Genomic DNA, 15993 nt, shown 5'->3' with positions numbered 1-15993 from the left:
GCCTGCTTTCCCGCGCCCTGCGAGGAAGCCGCAATCCTGACGATGGATGGCGTGGGAGAGTGGGCTACCAGCTCGATGGGAGTCGGCCGGGGCAACGAAATGGAGCTGACCAGGGAGCTCCGGTGGCCTGACTCGCTGGGTCTTCTCTACTCCGCTTTCACATACTTCACCGGCTTCAAGGTCAATTCGGGAGAATACAAGGTCATGGGGCTCGCCCCCTATGGTCGACCGAAATACAAGCAGCTCATCTACGATGAGTTGATCGACCTGGAAGAAGACGGCTCATTCAGGCTCAACCAGAAGTACTTCAACTACCTTTCAGGCCTGACCATGACAAGCCAGGCCTTCGCCGACCTGTTCGATGGTCCCCCCAGAGCTCCCGAGTCTGAGCTCACCCAGCGTGAGATGGACCTGGCGCGCTCCGTTCAAGAGGTCGTCGAGGAGGTCATGCTGCGTTCGGCCGCCACGCTCCACGAAGAAACCGGCTTGGATAACCTCTGCCTTGCAGGCGGAGTGGCCTTGAACTGTGTCGGCAACGGAAGGATCCTCCGAGAAGGGCCATTCCGGTCCATCTGGATCCAGCCGGCTGCCGGCGATGCCGGGGGCTCGCTGGGGGTAGCACAACTCATCTGGCATCGTCATTTGGGAAAGGAGCGCACTGTCCGGCCGGGCGTAGACTCCATGCGCGGAGCATACCTCGGGCCCGACTTCTCGGATGATGAAATCCTCGACTACCTGCGATCGCAAGACGCGGTCTACCGCAAGCTCGAGCGCGAGGAGCTCATCGAGACCGTAGCGGGGCTCCTGGCGAACGAAAAGGTCGTTGGGTGGTTCAACGGCCGTATGGAATTCGGGCCCAGGGCGCTTGGAGCCAGGAGTATCCTGGGGGACGCTCGTAGTACCGCAATGCAGCGACAGATGAACCTGAAGATCAAGTTTCGCGAGAGCTTCAGGCCGTTCGCCCCCAGCGTCCTCCGCGAACGGGTTTCAGACTTCTTTGAGATGGACTGTGAGTCCCCCTATATGCTCCTTGTGGCACCGGTCAAGGAAGAGCGACGCATCGCGATGAGCGCCGCCGAGCAAGAGCTGTGGGGGATCGAACAGCTCAACGTCCCCCGATCGGACGTTCCAGCCATTACGCACGTGGACTACTCGGCAAGAGTGCAGACGGTGAGTCACGAGACGAATCCCGACTATCATGATCTCATCAAGGCGTTCGAGAAGGCCACGGGCTACGGCGTCATTGTGAACACATCATTCAACGTTCGTGGAGAGCCCATCGTTTGCACGCCACGCGATGCGCATACCTGTTTCATGCGGACGGAAATGGACTACCTCGTTCTCGGGTCCTACCTATTGAGCAAAGAGGATCAACCTGAATGGACTGAGGAGGTAGATTGGCGAGAAGAGTTCCAACTGGATTAGAGGCTCGGGAAGGACGCAAGTTCGGCCTCACGGTCGGGACCGCGTTCCTGGTACTCGGCGGGATAGCTCTCTGGCGTGGCCGTGTGCTCCCTACGCAGATTCTATGGGGGCTAGGTGGCCTCTTGATTCTGGGCGCGGCTCTCTTGCCCGCGAAGCTCAAGCCGGTGGAGCGTGCCTGGATGGCGATGGCGCTCCAGATATCCAAGGTGATGACGCCCATCGTCATGGGCATCGTCTATTTCCTGGTATTGACGCCCATCGCACTGGTGATGAGGAGCACAAAAGGCAATCCTCTCGTTCACCGTACCAACGCAACCGGCTATTGGTTCACCAAAGGAGAAGGACAGGATGCGAAGAGCGATATGCGACGCCAGTTCTAGGCGCTACCACGGGAGCACAGGATGAGCCTGTTGAAGGAATTCTGGCTATTCCTGCGGGTGCGCAAGAAGTGGTGGCTTCTTCCGATCATCATCGTGATGCTTCTGCTCGGCACACTGCTCGTATTCGCGCAGGGGTCGGCTCTCGCTCCGTTCATCTATACGATCTTCTAGCCGAGGCGGCACTCTCTGGGCCTGCTGCCGCTCTCAGGCCTCAATCTCCATGGCACTCCTCCGCCACGCCCGATATGATGAGCGTCGTAGGGGCCGGGGTCGAGTTGCCACTACGCTCGGCCCATCGGTCCTGGACGTGAGCGCGACCCCAGCCCTAAGAGGTCATCATGCTAAGACGTGTCGTCGTCCCGGTCCTGGTATTGGGCGCCCTGGTCACCCTCACCGCCGCCGGGTTGCGATCCGCTTCCCCTAGTCCTAGTCCGCAGCAGGCGCGTCCCCAGGCCCATCCCTCGACGCAGGATCCGTCGGTGCTGGTCACCCTGGCGACCCTGGAGCAGTGGGAAACCGAGCTGTCGAACTGGGGCCGATGGGGTCCCGACGACCAGCGCGGCACGCTGAACCTCATCACCCCGGAGAAGACCCGGGCGGCTGCCCGGCTGGTGCAAGACGGGGTGACGGTCACGCTGGCGCATTTCGTGAGTGAGGAGGAGGCGATCGACAGCCAGACCTTCGGGCCCACCAGGCACTGGATGACCTCGGTCGATCCGAACACCGGCGCGGTCCGCTTCGCCCTCGACGCGATAAGCTATTCGTTGCACGACGGCCAGCTCGCGCACATGGACGCCCTGTGCCACTACGCCACCGAGCGCGACGGGGAACAGGTGATCTTCAACGGATATCCGCAGAATCTCGATCTGGACGGGTGCAAGGACCTCGCGATCGACCGCATGGGCCCCGGCTATGTGACGCGCGCGATCTTGGTGGACATGCCGCTGCTGCGCGGTGTGGACTGGCTGGAGGAGAGCACACCGATCTACGTGTCGGACCTCGAGGAGTGGGAACGGTTCGCGGGGGTCACGGTCAGCAGCGGCGATGTGCTACTCGTGCGGGGCGGACGCTGGGCCAAGCGTGAGCAGGAAGGCCCCTGGAGCTATGGACAGACCGGGGCCGGTCTGCACGCCTCGGTATTGCCCTGGCTGAAGGAGCGGGGCGTTGCAGTACTCGTCGGAGACGCGGTGAACGACGTGCAGCCGTCCGGCGTGCAGGGCATCAACCGCCCGGTGCACACCATGACGCAGGTCTTCATCGGACTGCCGCTCGTCGACAACGGGTATCTCGAGGACGTGGCCAGGGAGGCCGCGGCACGGAGGCGGTGGGAGTTCATGATCTCCTGGCAGATCACGAGCGTCCCGGGCGGAACCGCGAGTCCGTTCAACGCCATCGCGACATTCTGAGACCGATAGCTGCAGTTCTGAGACCGATGACTCAAGTCCGGAGGTGAAATCATGACGAGACAAGATGAGTCCAACTCGACCCTCTCACGCCGGCACTTTCTCGGCGGCGCCGTGGCAGGCGTGGCTGCCGGGGCCTTGGACGCGGCGCCGATCGGCGCAGAGCAGGCGCAGGAAGCCGTACAGGAGATGCGAACCGACGTCGTTGTCTGCGGCAGCGGCATCGGTGGTCTGACCGCCGCGGTGCGCGCGCAGCGGGCGGGCGCCCGCGTGATCGTTCTCGAGAAGGCCTACGAGGCTGGCGGCACCACCGCCCACTCGGAAGGGGTCGTCTGGACGTCCGAGAGCTACGAACAGATACGCGAGACCTCGCCGCACGGCGATCCGGTCGTGCAGCGCACCATCTTCGACAACCTGCCCCGGGCCTTCGACTTCTACGACGACCTGGGCGCGCCGCTCGGTGCGGCGCGACCCGGCCGCACGAGAAGCCGGGCGATCCCGCCCGTGGCCTGGGTCAACTTCATGGTCGACGAATTCGAGCGCGGCGGCGGAACCCTGATGGTGGAGACCGCTATGCTGCGCGTGCTTACGAATTCGAGCTACGAGGTCATCGGGGTGCTGGCCGAAGGCGAGCAGGGCCTGATCCGCATTCTCGCCCGCTCGGTCGTGCTCGCGACCGGCGGCTGGGCCGGCAGCGCACAGCTCGTGACCCAGAACATCACCCGCTACTACGGCAGCCTGCATCAGCGGAACGCGAGCTTCGGGGGACGCAAGCCCTCGCTCACCGGTGACGGCTTCTGGGCCGCCACGCAGATCGGCGCGGCGCCGACCGAGGGGGGCTGGGACGGCTTCTACGGCCATGGCATGCCCGCACGCCCGACCAAGCAGATGCAGAATCCGCTGACCAATTACTCCACCTACCACGGCAACTGGTCGGTCGTGGTGAACCTGCACGGCCGGCGGTTCGCGGACGAGACCCAGGGCAAGCAGGCCGGCACACCGCGGGGTGGCGGCGAGCAGCTGATCAACCAGGAGGTGGCCCGGCAGCCGGAAGCGACCGCCACCTACATCTGGGATGAGCCGGTCAACGCGAGACGCGCCTGCGCGGCTTGCGGTCTGGGCGACATCGACAAGTTCATCGCGTTCAAGGACATCGGGGCGCCGGTCGCTACGGCCGACACGTTGGAGGAGCTCACTGCTCAGATGGAGGCCTGGGGACGTGGGATCCCGGCCGCGGTCGTGCAGCAACAGCTCGACGAGTACAACCAGGCGGCGAAGAACGGCAAGGCCTGGGCCCTGCCGGTTCCGAAGATGATCGAGGCACAGGCGACGCCGCTCGCACAGCCGCCGTTCTATGCGGTGATGGTGCAGGCCGGCATCACGGCGACGTACGGGGGGCTGCGGGTCAACGCCCAGGGCCAGGTGCTCTCCCGGACCCTGAGACCGATCCGGGGACTTTACGCGGCCGGCGTCGACATCGGCAATCACTCCACCTACGTGTACTTGGGCAACCTGTGCGTCGGCGCCGTGTTCGGATACATCTCGGGGCCCAACGCGGCGAACCAGCCGGAGCCCCGGGGCGGCTGGGAGACGGGCCCGCTCAACTAACCGAAGGTCGCGCGAAACTGCCACGAGATGCGGGGGTCGACATGACGACGGTCCAGTGGGTAGGTAGAACGGTCGAAGGCATCGGCGGACTCTTGCCCGTTGCTCTCCTGCTCTTCCTGCTGCCATCGGTGGGTCAGGCGCAGGTGGAAGCGCTCTCGGGCGAAGAGCTCTACATCGACCGCCTGGGATGCTGGAATTGCCACGGCAAGTCCGGCGGTGGAGGATCCGGGCCCGCCATTGCCGGGACCCAGCTTTCGCTGCGGACCTTCGCCACGTATCTCCGGCTCCCGAGCGGGGAGATGCCCAGGGTCTCCCACCGGCTCGCGTCCGACGCCGACCTGGCGACGCTGTATCGCTGGCTGGATGGCATCGAAGCGCCGAGCACACCCCTCCCCATCACGCTGAGTCTCGAGCAGTCCGCGGCCACCGGGGGGGCGCCCACCGAGGTGACGTTGACCGCGCAGTCGGCGGGGACGAGCCTCGACGGCGATCCACCGGACACCGGCACGTTGCGATATCGCATCACGCTGCAGACCATGGTGCCCTGGGTACTGGAAAAGACGCCGGTCGCCAATCAGATAGTCGAATACCAACTGGCCGGAAGGGAAGACTGGTCGACGTTCACGACCGACGACCAGGGCCAGGCTTTGCTGGGCGCCGACCAGGGTTTCGTGCTGGGCGATGGGCGCGCCGGCGAACCGGCCACCGCCCGACTCCGCACCGTGTTGCCCGCGGGAAGGCACGCGCTCGTGGTCGAGGCGCTTCACGGCACTGACCCGGACGAGTTGGGCCTCGTGGGCATCGGGACGGTGGTCCTGAGGGGCGCGGATGCCTCCCTCGTGGCAGCTCAGCCGTCGGCACCGGCGGCGGCCCAGCAGCAGACGGCGATCGAGCCGCACCCCGCGACCCAGCGGCCCGACAAGCTGGTCACCCACGAGCAGATGCTGGAGTGGGAGCAGGAGATGAAGAACTGGGGCCGCTGGGGCCCCGACGACCAGCGCGGCACGCTGAATCTGATCACGCCGGAAAAGACCAGGGCGGCCGTGAGCCTGGTGCGAGAGGGGATCTCGGTGTCGCTCTATCACTTCCCGGAAATGGCGATGACCATCGACAACGGGAACATGCGGGTCGAGCCGAAGCACTGGATGCCGGGGCTCGATCCCGAGACCGGCGAGGTCCGCGGCGCCCTCGACGCGATCAGCTTCGCGATCCACGATGGCGGCAACTCCCACATCGACGCGCTCTGTCACTACGTCGTGCAGAGCGACAGGGAGAACCCGACGGTCTACAACGGGAAGCCGCAAAACCTCAACGCCGAGGGCTGCGGAAGCGGCTCGATCGACAACATGGGCCCGGGCTACGTCACGCGGGGCATCCTGGTCGATATCCCGTTGCTGAAGGGGGTCGAGTATCTCGACAAGAGGCAGCCGATCTTCGTGGAGGACCTCGAAGCGTGGGAGGAGTTCGCGGGCATCACGATCGGCAGCGGCGACGCGGTGTTCGTCCGGACGGGCCGGTGGGCGCGGCGCGAAGCGGAGGGCCCCTGGAACTACGCGGGCGAGACCGCGGGCCTGCACGCGTCGGTACTACCCTGGCTGAAGGAGCGCGACATCGCGATCCTCGGCGGAGACGCCGTGTCTGATGTCCAGCCGTCGGGCGTGGAAGGCATCTGGCGGCGCCCGATTCACGACATCCTGATACCGATCTGGGGGACCGCCACGATCGACAACGGATATTTCAAGGATGTCGCCGAGCTCGCTGCCCGTCTGCAGCGGTGGGAGTTCATGGTCTCCTGGACGATGATGCCGGTGCCAAACGGAACCGCCTCGCCGTTCATGGGGCTCGCGACGTTCTAGCGCGGGCGATGGCGGTTCCAGGTCGTAGGAGAGTCACCCTGGCTCTCTCCCTCGTCGCGGCGGCCGCGCTGCCGAGCGGAACGGTATCCTCGCAGGGCCACACCCAGCCGGCCGATGACCTAAGCAATCCGTATCGACCCGTCGAGAACCATTTCAAGCTGGCCGAGGGACGGTGGTGGGGCTCGACGAGCGCCGTCGACATCGACATCGACGGCCGCTCCATCTGGGTCGCCGAGCGCTGCGCTGCCAATAGCTGCGCTGGCTCCAAACTGAACCCGGTGCTCAAATTCGACGCGTCGGGGCGGCTCCGCAGGCGGTTCGGCGAGGGGATGTTCATCTTTCCGCACGGCATCCATGTCGATCGGGAGGGAAACGTCTGGGTGACCGACGCCCAGGGACCGGATGGGAAGGACCCGGACCGAGACGGCAAGGGGCACGCGGTCTACAAGTTCAGTCCGACGGGACGGCTGCTGCTCACGCTCGGGACACCGGGCGTGGCTGGGGACGGCACCGGTGCGCTCCTCAACGGCCCGTCCGACGTCGTGACAGCGCCGAACGGCGACATCTTCGTCACCGACGGCGCCGGTGGCCAGGACGCGGATGCCCCACCGAGCACGATCGCGCGCATCGTGAAATACGCGAAAGACGGCACGTTCGTCACCGCCTGGGGCGCGGTGGGCTCGGGACCGGGCGAGCTCCGAACACCGCACGGCCTGGCGCTCGACGCCCGGGGACGCCTGTTCGTCGCCGACCACGGGAACGCCCGCATCCAGATCTTCGACCAGGAGGGACGGTTCCTCGACGCGTGGACGCAGTTCGGCCGGGCGAGCGGGATCTACATCGACCACAATGACCTGCTTTACGCAGCTTCCTCGGGGTCGAGCGACTCCACCGCGGGCTGGGAAAAGGGGATCCGGATCGGGAGCGCCCGAGACGGCACGGTGATGTACTTCATCCCGGACTCCCAGGCGACGCCGACCGGCACGAGTGGGGTGGCGGGGGTCGCCGTGGATGGCCAGGGCAACGTGTTCGGCGCCAGCGTCCACCCGAGAATCCCCCCGCAGGCGCTGATGAAGTACGTACGGCAATAGGGCGAACCAGGAGAGAACATCATGTCCCGTTCAAAGCCATTCTCAGGTCGATTCATGCGGGCAGGACTGTGCGTCGTAGCACTGTTGGCACAGGCCTGCGCGCCCGCCGATTCAGGTGTGCCCGAGCCCGCAGACATCATCGGCTTTGCGCCTGGCGAGGATTTCAAGCTCGCCAACTACGGGCCGATCGCCGAGTACTTCGTGGCCCTCGCCGCGTCTACCGACCGGATGGTGCTCGAGCAGATCGGGGAGAGCACCCGCGGTGAGCCGCTCTACCTTGCTGCGATCTCCACGCCGGCCAACCTCGCTCGCATGGATCGCTACAAGGAGATCACCCGCACGCTCGCCTACGCGCGCGATCCCGATGGGGGGTACGGGACGATCCTGCCGGAGGACGAGGCCCGCGCGCTGGCGCAGGAGGGGAAGGCGATCGTATGGATCGACGGCGGACTGCACGCCACGGAGGTCGCGCACGGACAGGTGATGCCGGAGATGGCGCACTATTTCGTGACCGATGAGTCGCCCGAGACGCAGGATATCCGCGAGAACACGATCCTCCTCTTGATGGCGAACATGAATCCGGACGGCCTCGACATCGTCGCGGACTGGTACATGTCGAACGTGGGAACCGAGTTCGAGATGTCACGCGTGCCCGAGCTCTATCACCACTACATCGGCCACGACAACAACCGCGACTGGTTCATGCTGACCCAGGTCGAGACCCAGGCCGTCACGCGTCAGCTCTACCACAACTGGTTCCCCCAGATCGTGTACAACCAACACCAGACCGGCCCCTTCCCGGGCCGCATCTGGATGCCGCCGTTCGCGAACCCGGTCAACCCGAACCTGGACCCGCTCCTGGTCAGCTCGCTGAACCAGATGGGTCACTCCATGCGCAAGCGCTTCGACGTGGAGGGTAAGCCGGGCGTGAGCAGCGGCATCGTCTACGATCTGTGGTGGAACGGGTCGATGCGGGGTGGGCCGGACTACCACAACATGCTCGGCTTCCTCACGGAGACCGCGGGAGCCGGATACGCGACGCCGCGTTGCTACGACGACATTCCGGAGACGTTCGGGGCCCGCTCGGGCGATCTTCCCGCGCTCACGCCGTCCACCAACTACAACAACCCGTGGCTGGGAGGCTGCTGGCACATCCGCGACGCGATGGACTACATGATGACCGCGGCGAAAGCCGTGGCCGCCACCGGCGCGAAGCTCAAGGAGGAGTACCTGTTCAACCACTACTGGATGGGCAGGAGGCAGATCGAGCGCGGGATGGCCGCCGAGGGTGGCCCGTTCGCGTACGTGCTCGACCCGAGTGCCTCACACGACGCGAGCTCCGTGGTCGAGTTCATGGATCTCATGTCGCAGTCGGGAATCGAGTTCGTTCTGGCCGATGAGGGCTTCCGGGCGGGCGGACAAGATTTCCCCGCTGGCTCCTACGTGATCCCGCCCCAGGCATTCCGCCCGTACGTGGTCGACCTCATGGAGCCGAAGGATTTTCCGGATCGCCGCCAGTACCCAGGCGGTCCGCCCATTCCTCCCTACGACATGACCGGCTACGAGCTCCGCTTCCAGATGGGTCTCGAAGTCGTGAACGTGGACGAGCCTTTCGAGATGCCCCTCGGCGAGTGGGGTGTGGTGAGCTCGGCGGTTGGCTCCGTGACGGGGACAGGCTCGGCCGGTTACCTCCTGGACGGCACCTCGAATTGGGTGTACCGGGGGCTTCGGGAGTACCTGGCGGGCGGCGGCGAGCTCTTCCGGGCCACGCGCTCGCTCTCCACCGCCGCCGGCAACGTAGCGGACGTACCGGCTGGCGCTTTCTGGCTTCCCGGACTCAGCGAGGACGAGGCGGGGCGGCTGTCCAGCGACTTCGGTCTCACGCTCACGGGATTACCCGCGGCGCCGGCGGCGGACGCTCTGGCGGTCGTGCGCGCACCGAGGGTGGCGATCTACCGCTCGTGGCGCGCGCCCATGCCGGAGGGGTGGACGCGCTGGGTACTCGATGAGTACGGCATCGCGTGGCAGAACCTTTGGGACGCGGACATCCAAGGAGGGGCGCTGTCGGAGTTCGACGTGATCGTCCTGCCCGCGCAGGAGGAGTCGGGAATCCGTGACGGGAACGCTCCGGGGTCGATGCCGGAGCAGTACGTCGGTGGCCTCGGTGCCGAGGGCGCGGCGGCGTTGCGGTCGTTCGTCGAGGACGGCGGATGGCTCGTGGCCTTCGACGCCGCGGTCGACTACGCGATCAGCACCTTTGCCCTCCCGTTCCGTAACCGCACTCGGGGCGTCTCCTCACAGGACTTCTTCCTGCCCGGCTCGATCATCCGGCTCGAGGTCGATCCCACGCACCCATTGGGATACGGAATGGACGCGGACGCCGTCACGCTCTTCGCGCGCAGCCAGGTTCTGGAGCCCACTGTGCGACGACCCGGAGTCTCGACCCCAGTCTGTTATCCGGAGACCGACTACCTGGTGAGCGGATGGACGCTCGGGGGAGACGAATACCTCGCTGGCCAGACGGCCGCTGCCCAGGTCGCGGTCGGGTCCGGCCAGGTCGTCCTCTTCGCCTTCACTCCACACTTCCGCGGGCAGCCGAGGAACACCTTCAAGCTGCTCTTCAATGCGTTGTGGGGCGCGGCGACCGAGCAGCTACCGACGGGTGCCGGCGCGGCGTGTGGGGCGAATAGATGAGATGAGACCCTATCGCTAGCGGCAGCGCTCCTCACCCTCGATGGGCGCAACGCCCGCGGGAAGGTCCCGGCATGGGGTGGCCGCCTCCAGGACCGCGCTGGCGCCTCGCCGGATCAGACTCGTCGTCCCCGGACCTTGGAAGAACCGGTAGTCCGCCCGTGTCGACATCCACGCCAGGGGTCCGCCGAGCAGGCGTTCGGCATTCAGGGTCGCATCCTCGATTGCGGTCACCAGGGCTTCGTACTCCGGATCGCCCTGCCGCTTTCCGCTAAAGCTGCCCAGGTCGGAACTCGCGGCGAACACCACGTCGACCCCCGGCACCGCTGCGATCTCTGCGGCGTTCCGAACCCCGGCAGGCGATTCGATCATGGCGATGATCATGATGTTGTCGTTGGCCGCGCGCCGGTAGTCGTTCCCCCACAGCGCCCGGTATTGGCCTCCACCCTGGCTTCGCTTCCCCATCGGCGGATATTTGGCGAAGGTGACCGCGTTTCGGATCTTGTCGGCGTTGTCGACCATGGGAACGATGATGCCCAATGCTCCGATGTCGGTCGCCTTTTGGATGTCGCCCTCCGTTGCGTCCGGCACGCGGATGAACGGGATGGCGTCGGCGTCCCTGCACGCCCAGATCATACGCGCCACGTCCGTGTAGCTCAGCGGACTGTGCTGCATCTCGATCCATATGAAGTCGAAGCCCGAGTTCGCCATCGCGCAGTAGATGTCGGGGTCGGGCGTCGAAACCGTGCCGCCGACCACGCGCTCACCCGCCGCGAGCTTCTCCTTTACGGTGTTGAAGATCCGGACCTGGTCCACTTGCTGGCGCGCCTGCGCCTCGGACGCTGTCGCGCCGAGCGCGATGCTGCATGCCAAGGAGAAGAGAGTTGCTCGTTTCATGACTGTCACCTCGGAATTTTGGATCTGACCGTCTGGGAGATCATACGCGCTACCCCTCCGGTAGCGCGAACGCGATCAAGCGTCGATCCGACCCCAAACCCGTCACGCCGATCACGAGGAACTGGGTGCCGTCGCTCGTCTGGTACGTCATGCGTCCCCCCTCGAATCGGCCCGGTCGGACCCTTTCGCCCCTGAAGGCCAGGCTGGAGCCCGGCACCGGTTCCTCTCCCGAGTCCCAGGTCCAAGCCACCTCCAGCCGCCCCACGCTCTCTCGATCGATCTGACGGAGAGGGGAGTACTTCATGCCGCCCGGGTCGCTTCCGTAGGCCGGCCAGTCGATCGGCCCGACCCCCCGAGCACTCTCATTGTCCTCGTTATGGGCGACCTGTACTCTTCAGCCTGAGGTCGGTGGGAACATCACCCACACGGGTCAGGGAGACCATTGGACTTTCGTCGGACTCACCGGCAGCGGGTGTGGGGCACAGGTTCTGGGTATGGGGGAGGGATACGCGAATGGCGATTTCCCGAACGCCAACCAGCTGCAAAACGGGACCCTGTCGCTGACGCAGACGGATCCTTTCGGAACCACGACCCGCGACGGAACGTGGACCGCGGTACGAATTAACTGACGGGAACGCCCGTCGGCGCCCGGGTCAAAGCGGCACAACAGCGGTACGACCGCTCGAGGAGGACTTCATGAGCGCTGCGATGAAGGTCGGCTTGCTCGCCATCTACGCTGGGGGTTTCGCCGCTTCGCCTGGAGGGTTCGTCGCTTCGCCTGGAGGGTCTGTCGCTTCGCGGGATGCGTCGGTCGCGGAGCCAATCGCGGTCAACACCCCCGGTCCGCAGGCGCCGAAGAAGCTGCTCTTCCTGACCCATGCGGCGCTCTACAAGCATACGAGCCTCGGGCCGGCGGAGACGGCGGTCGCCTCATGGGGACAGGAAGCCGGCTATGAGCTCACCACGGTGCAGGGCTATCTGCAGGACCGGGAGGAGCTCGACCTGTCGATCATCACGGCGGAGTATCTGGCCCAGTTCGACGGCGTGATGATGATGACCAACGGCAACCTCCCGCTCCGCGACGAGCAGAAGCGCGCGCTCGTGGACTTCGTGCGGCAGGGCGGCGGCTTCATCGGCGTGCACTGCGCGGCGCTTACGCTGTACGACTATCCGGACTTCGGGGAGATGCTGGGTGCGTACTTCAGGCGCACTGTCGGTCCAAACCGCGTCGTCGTCCTCAAGGTCGAAGACCAGGAGCATCCGGCGACGAGAATGTTGGGCGGGAGCTGGCCGATCGTCGACGAGTTCTACCACTACGGCACTGCCGCGTGGAGCGCGGACCGACCCGACGAGAACGTCGACGTGCTGTTCGGCAACCGGATTCCAGTCGGCTTCTCGCGGGACCGGGTGCACGTTCTGCTGAGCATCGACACGCGTGCGACGGACATCGACGCACTCGAGGAAGTCGAGCTGGGAGGTGACTATCCCCAGTCCTGGGTGCAGGACTTCGGCGAGGGGCGCTCGTTCTACACCTCGCTCGGCCACCGCGACGATATCTGGAGCAACGATCCGGTGTTCCGCGCACACGTGGTGGGCGGGATCCGATGGGCACTCGGTCTGGAGGACGGGTAGCTGACCGCATGAAGTGCCTCGTCAGCTAGCGTGTCCCCCGCAGGAACCGCACCGCCTCCTGGTAGCCCGCCAACGATGCGTGGCCCGCCCACACTTCGGTGAGCTGCGCGTAGGCTTCGGCTGCGCCCTCGTGGTTCCCGGTCGCTGCGTGCGCCCTGGCCAACCCGAGCAACGAGCGCGGTCTGTTCGGCATCCGCACGAGCGCGGTCTCGAATTTCTCAGCCGCCCCGGTGGGCCGATCGAGGTCGAGCAGGATCTCTCCGTACAGCTCGAAAACGGGCTTGATGGGTGACGCGGAGCCCCGCGGCGGCGCCATCTCCAAAATGGCGGCTTCAGCCTCGTCCATGAGGCCCGTCGCCACGTCGGCGTGTCCCATGCCGGCATGGAGAAGCGCGCCCGCCATCTTTTGCATGATCTCGGTCCGCCCTCCGCCGGCGCGACCCAAAGCGGCCTCGGCCTGCCTGAGCGTCGTTTGATCGCCCAGACGCGCGGCACTGAGCGCAGTCGCCAGAAGCTCGCTCGCGGACGACTCGTCCGTGATCGGGAGAATCTTCCACTCCTCGGTTTCCACCGTGTAACGGGCCTTCAGCAACGAGAGCGTGTTGACCGCTCGGGCCACGCCCGCCTGACCGCGCGCGCCGCCCTCGAGGAAGCCTCCCTCGCTCGACATCGCTTCGATCCGCTCGATCCACACGCGTGCCTTCGCGTAGTCCCCGAGCTGGAGGTCGCCGTACTGACCCCAGTCGAGGGGGTGGATCGCATCGCCCATGCTGTCGCCGGGCCTCCACAGCGCACGGGCCGCATCGTAGGCGGACTGGTTGTTGCCGGATACGCGGTCCCACATCCCATGCTGAATGAAGATGTGCGTCGGCATGTGTATCGCGTGCGCGACGTCCGGCGCGATCTCCGAGAAACGGTAGGCAGACTCCAAAGCGAGCGGCGCGTGATCTGGATCGTCGAAGGAGTGGATCGCGTAGTGCGGCGCTCCAGGGTGGTTCGGGTTGTCGGCGAAGAGGCCGAGAGCGATCGTGCCGGCCCGGACCTTGAGTCGCATGCCCAAGTCGCCGGTGGCAGACACGGCGCCCAGAATCGAGAGCGCGTAGAAGGCGGCCACCTCGGGGTCGTCCGGATACTGCTCGTAGAGTTTCTCCATCGCCTCCATGTATCCGACGCGGCGAGCGACGTGCTCGCCCTCGCCCCACAGCACCTCGACCGCGCCCAAGAAGCCCTTCTCACGCTCGGTCGGAGCCTTCGCCAAGCGCTCCGCCTTGGTCGGAGCCAGCCGCTGTAGCGCCTCGCGTGGCTCGTCGGGGTTCATCTGCGAGATCAGCGGGTGGTTGTACGCCAGGGACTCGCCCCAATAGGCCATCGCGAAATCCGGATCGAGCGCCTGCGCCTCCTGGAACTGCTCCCTGGCCTGGACCCAGCCGAAGCTGTGAAGAATCGCGACGCCGCGAAGGAAGTGTTGCTCGACATCACCGGTCGAGGAGGTAGGAAAGTCCAGGGCGCCTACGCTTTCGAACTGCGCCTGGACCGGAACGGCCATGGCCGCGCAAAGGCTCATCGTCAGTACCACGCTACGCACCGTTTTCATCGTTCGCTCCTCAGACTTGAGCCGACCTTCCACTCTCCGCCGCGCTGCAACGCGCCGCCTACCGCCACCATGGTCACGCGGGCGCCCCTGCGCAACTCCTTCCGATGAATGCCCTGGTTTAGTTAGCCCTTGTTCTTGAGCCGCGCCACCAGAGCACGCATGGCCGCTTGGGTTTCCTCGCTCGACCACGCCTCGATGAACTCCTCGGGGCCCGGGCGTTGGGGGTCAGCGTACAGGTCGACAAGATCGGCGCGGGCGACGGCCCGGGTACGGAGCATTGCCCGCGAAGGCGCGGCAAGCAGCCTCTCACACCATTCCAGCGCGGTGGGGACCACCTGCTCCGTAGGCACCAGACTGTCCACCAGCCCGATGTCGTACGCCTCCTGCGGAGAGAGCAATCGCCCCTCAACGCACATGCGCTCCGCGTGTCGAGGTCCAACCAGCCGACTGAGGTTGGCGAGCAGCACGTGGGAGACGGGCAGACCCACCTGAACCTCGTTGAGCCCAATCTTGTATTTACCCTCCGCCATCACGCGATAGTCACAGCAGATGGCAAGTACGGCGCCACCTGCGGGACTATGCCCGGTGATGGCTGCCGCTACCGGCACGGCCGACATGACGAGTGCGCTTCTCAGGGCGAAGAGCTCTTCGAAGGTCGCGATGGCCGCTGCGTCGCCCCCCTCGAGCATGAAGGGCACGTCGAGCCCTGCCGAGAAGAAGCCCGGCGCGCCCGAGATCACGACCGCCCCGGCACCCTCGCCCAGTGCCGCTTCCAGCGCCTCTCTCAGAGCCGCCAGAACTTTCGGGCGCAGCGCATTGACGGGAGGATGCGCGATCTGAAGCTCGCGGATCGGACCGTGATCGATCACTTCCAACATTGGGCTGTCCTCCAACCTGACCCTCGGGAGTGTGCTGGGCCGGGGCACTACTCGCCTCGGGCTCGTCGGAACGACGACCACCCATGCTAGTGGTACTGGTCGAGTACTTTCAAGGTGAGCAGAGCCCAGCCCCCCGTGAACAAGGTTGACGCACCGCGCGCAGGCGGGGACAATACGGTCCCCTCGTCGATTCCCTTGCATGGATCCAACGTGCACGTCCGCCCGCGCTCTCATGTCCAGTCCCCGCGTTTGTACGCGCTCGCCGCGCTGGCGCTGGGCCACGGCACGCCCGCCCTCGCTCAGGCCTCACCCGTCACGCTCTTCGAGCTGTCGGAGTCGCCGAGCGTGGTGGAGCGTGCGGACGAGGCCTACTGGGGAGGCGACGCTGTCGAGTCGCTCCGACTGCTGGAGGGCTTGCTCGCGAACACGCCCCGCAACGTGGACCTCCTCTGGCGTGCGGCTCGCGCGTCGGTCGCGTTGGGCGTCATTGCCAATGTGGAAGAGCTGGAGAACCGCTGGTACCGGCCCGGCATCGCCC

The 15993-nt window shown here is 65.8% G+C and carries 14 protein-coding genes; 10 read left to right on the top strand and 4 right to left on the bottom strand.

What is annotated here, in order from left to right:
- From IIB36_19110 to IIB36_19075, 8 genes are all read left to right on the top strand, one after another.
- On the top strand, window positions 1–1425 hold a 1425-nt coding region (locus tag IIB36_19110; GenBank protein ID MCH7533851.1), incomplete at its 5' end, for a hypothetical protein.
- Complete coding sequence (locus tag IIB36_19105) at window positions 1398–1805, top strand: hypothetical protein (protein MCH7533850.1); 408 nt, start codon at window positions 1398–1400, stop codon at window positions 1803–1805. The genes IIB36_19110 and IIB36_19105, both read left to right, overlap by 28 nt.
- Window positions 1806–1826: 21 nt before the next feature.
- Window positions 1827–1976, top strand: coding sequence for a hypothetical protein (locus tag IIB36_19100; GenBank protein ID MCH7533849.1), 150 nt, complete (start codon window positions 1827–1829; stop codon window positions 1974–1976).
- Between the two features lie 167 nt (window positions 1977–2143).
- Window positions 2144–3211 (top strand): cyclase family protein, encoded by a 1068-nt coding sequence (locus IIB36_19095; GenBank protein MCH7533848.1) that lies wholly within the window; start codon window positions 2144–2146, stop codon window positions 3209–3211.
- A gap of 51 nt (window positions 3212–3262) precedes the next feature.
- Window positions 3263–4816 (top strand): FAD-dependent oxidoreductase, encoded by a 1554-nt coding sequence (locus IIB36_19090; protein ID MCH7533847.1) that lies wholly within the window; start codon window positions 3263–3265, stop codon window positions 4814–4816.
- A 41-nt stretch (window positions 4817–4857) separates the two neighbouring features.
- Window positions 4858–6672, top strand: coding sequence for a cyclase family protein (locus IIB36_19085; protein MCH7533846.1), 1815 nt, complete (start codon window positions 4858–4860; stop codon window positions 6670–6672).
- Between the two features lie 8 nt (window positions 6673–6680).
- The gene (locus IIB36_19080; GenBank protein MCH7533845.1) at window positions 6681–7763 is read left to right on the top strand and encodes an SMP-30/gluconolactonase/LRE family protein; all 1083 of its coding nucleotides are present in this window, start codon (window positions 6681–6683) and stop codon (window positions 7761–7763) included.
- Between the two features lie 21 nt (window positions 7764–7784).
- Window positions 7785–10457 (top strand): peptidase M14, encoded by a 2673-nt coding sequence (locus tag IIB36_19075; GenBank protein ID MCH7533844.1) that lies wholly within the window; start codon window positions 7785–7787, stop codon window positions 10455–10457.
- Window positions 10458–10472: 15 nt separating this feature from the next.
- On the opposite strand, the gene IIB36_19070 is transcribed toward IIB36_19075, so the two are convergent.
- A complete protein-coding gene (locus IIB36_19070; GenBank protein MCH7533843.1) occupies window positions 10473–11351 on the bottom strand; it encodes a hypothetical protein in 879 nt (292 codons plus the stop codon).
- A 49-nt stretch (window positions 11352–11400) separates the two neighbouring features.
- Window positions 11401–11655, bottom strand: a complete 255-nt coding sequence (locus IIB36_19065) for a hypothetical protein (GenBank protein MCH7533842.1) — start codon at window positions 11653–11655, stop codon at window positions 11401–11403.
- Window positions 11656–12047: 392 nt separating this feature from the next.
- Between IIB36_19065 and IIB36_19060 the strand changes: the two genes are divergently transcribed.
- Window positions 12048–12983, top strand: coding sequence for a ThuA domain-containing protein (locus IIB36_19060; GenBank protein ID MCH7533841.1), 936 nt, complete (start codon window positions 12048–12050; stop codon window positions 12981–12983).
- 25 nt (window positions 12984–13008) lie between these two features.
- On the opposite strand, the gene IIB36_19055 is transcribed toward IIB36_19060, so the two are convergent.
- Both IIB36_19055 and IIB36_19050 read right to left on the bottom strand, forming a co-directional pair.
- Window positions 13009–14577 (bottom strand): hypothetical protein, encoded by a 1569-nt coding sequence (locus IIB36_19055; GenBank protein ID MCH7533840.1) that lies wholly within the window; start codon window positions 14575–14577, stop codon window positions 13009–13011.
- A 122-nt stretch (window positions 14578–14699) separates the two neighbouring features.
- On the bottom strand, window positions 14700–15455 hold the full coding sequence (locus IIB36_19050; GenBank protein MCH7533839.1) for an enoyl-CoA hydratase/isomerase family protein: 756 nt from the start codon (window positions 15453–15455) through the stop codon (window positions 14700–14702).
- 135 nt (window positions 15456–15590) lie between these two features.
- On the opposite strand from IIB36_19050, the gene IIB36_19045 reads away from it, so the two are divergent.
- On the top strand, window positions 15591–15993 hold a 403-nt coding region (locus IIB36_19045; GenBank protein ID MCH7533838.1), incomplete at its 3' end, for a hypothetical protein.

This window comes from Gemmatimonadota bacterium, assembly GCA_022560615.1.
In the GTDB taxonomy this organism is placed as follows: Bacteria; Gemmatimonadota; Gemmatimonadetes; order Longimicrobiales; family Gaopeijiaceae; genus UBA1138.
This window is presented reverse-complemented; position numbering and strand designations above follow the sequence as displayed.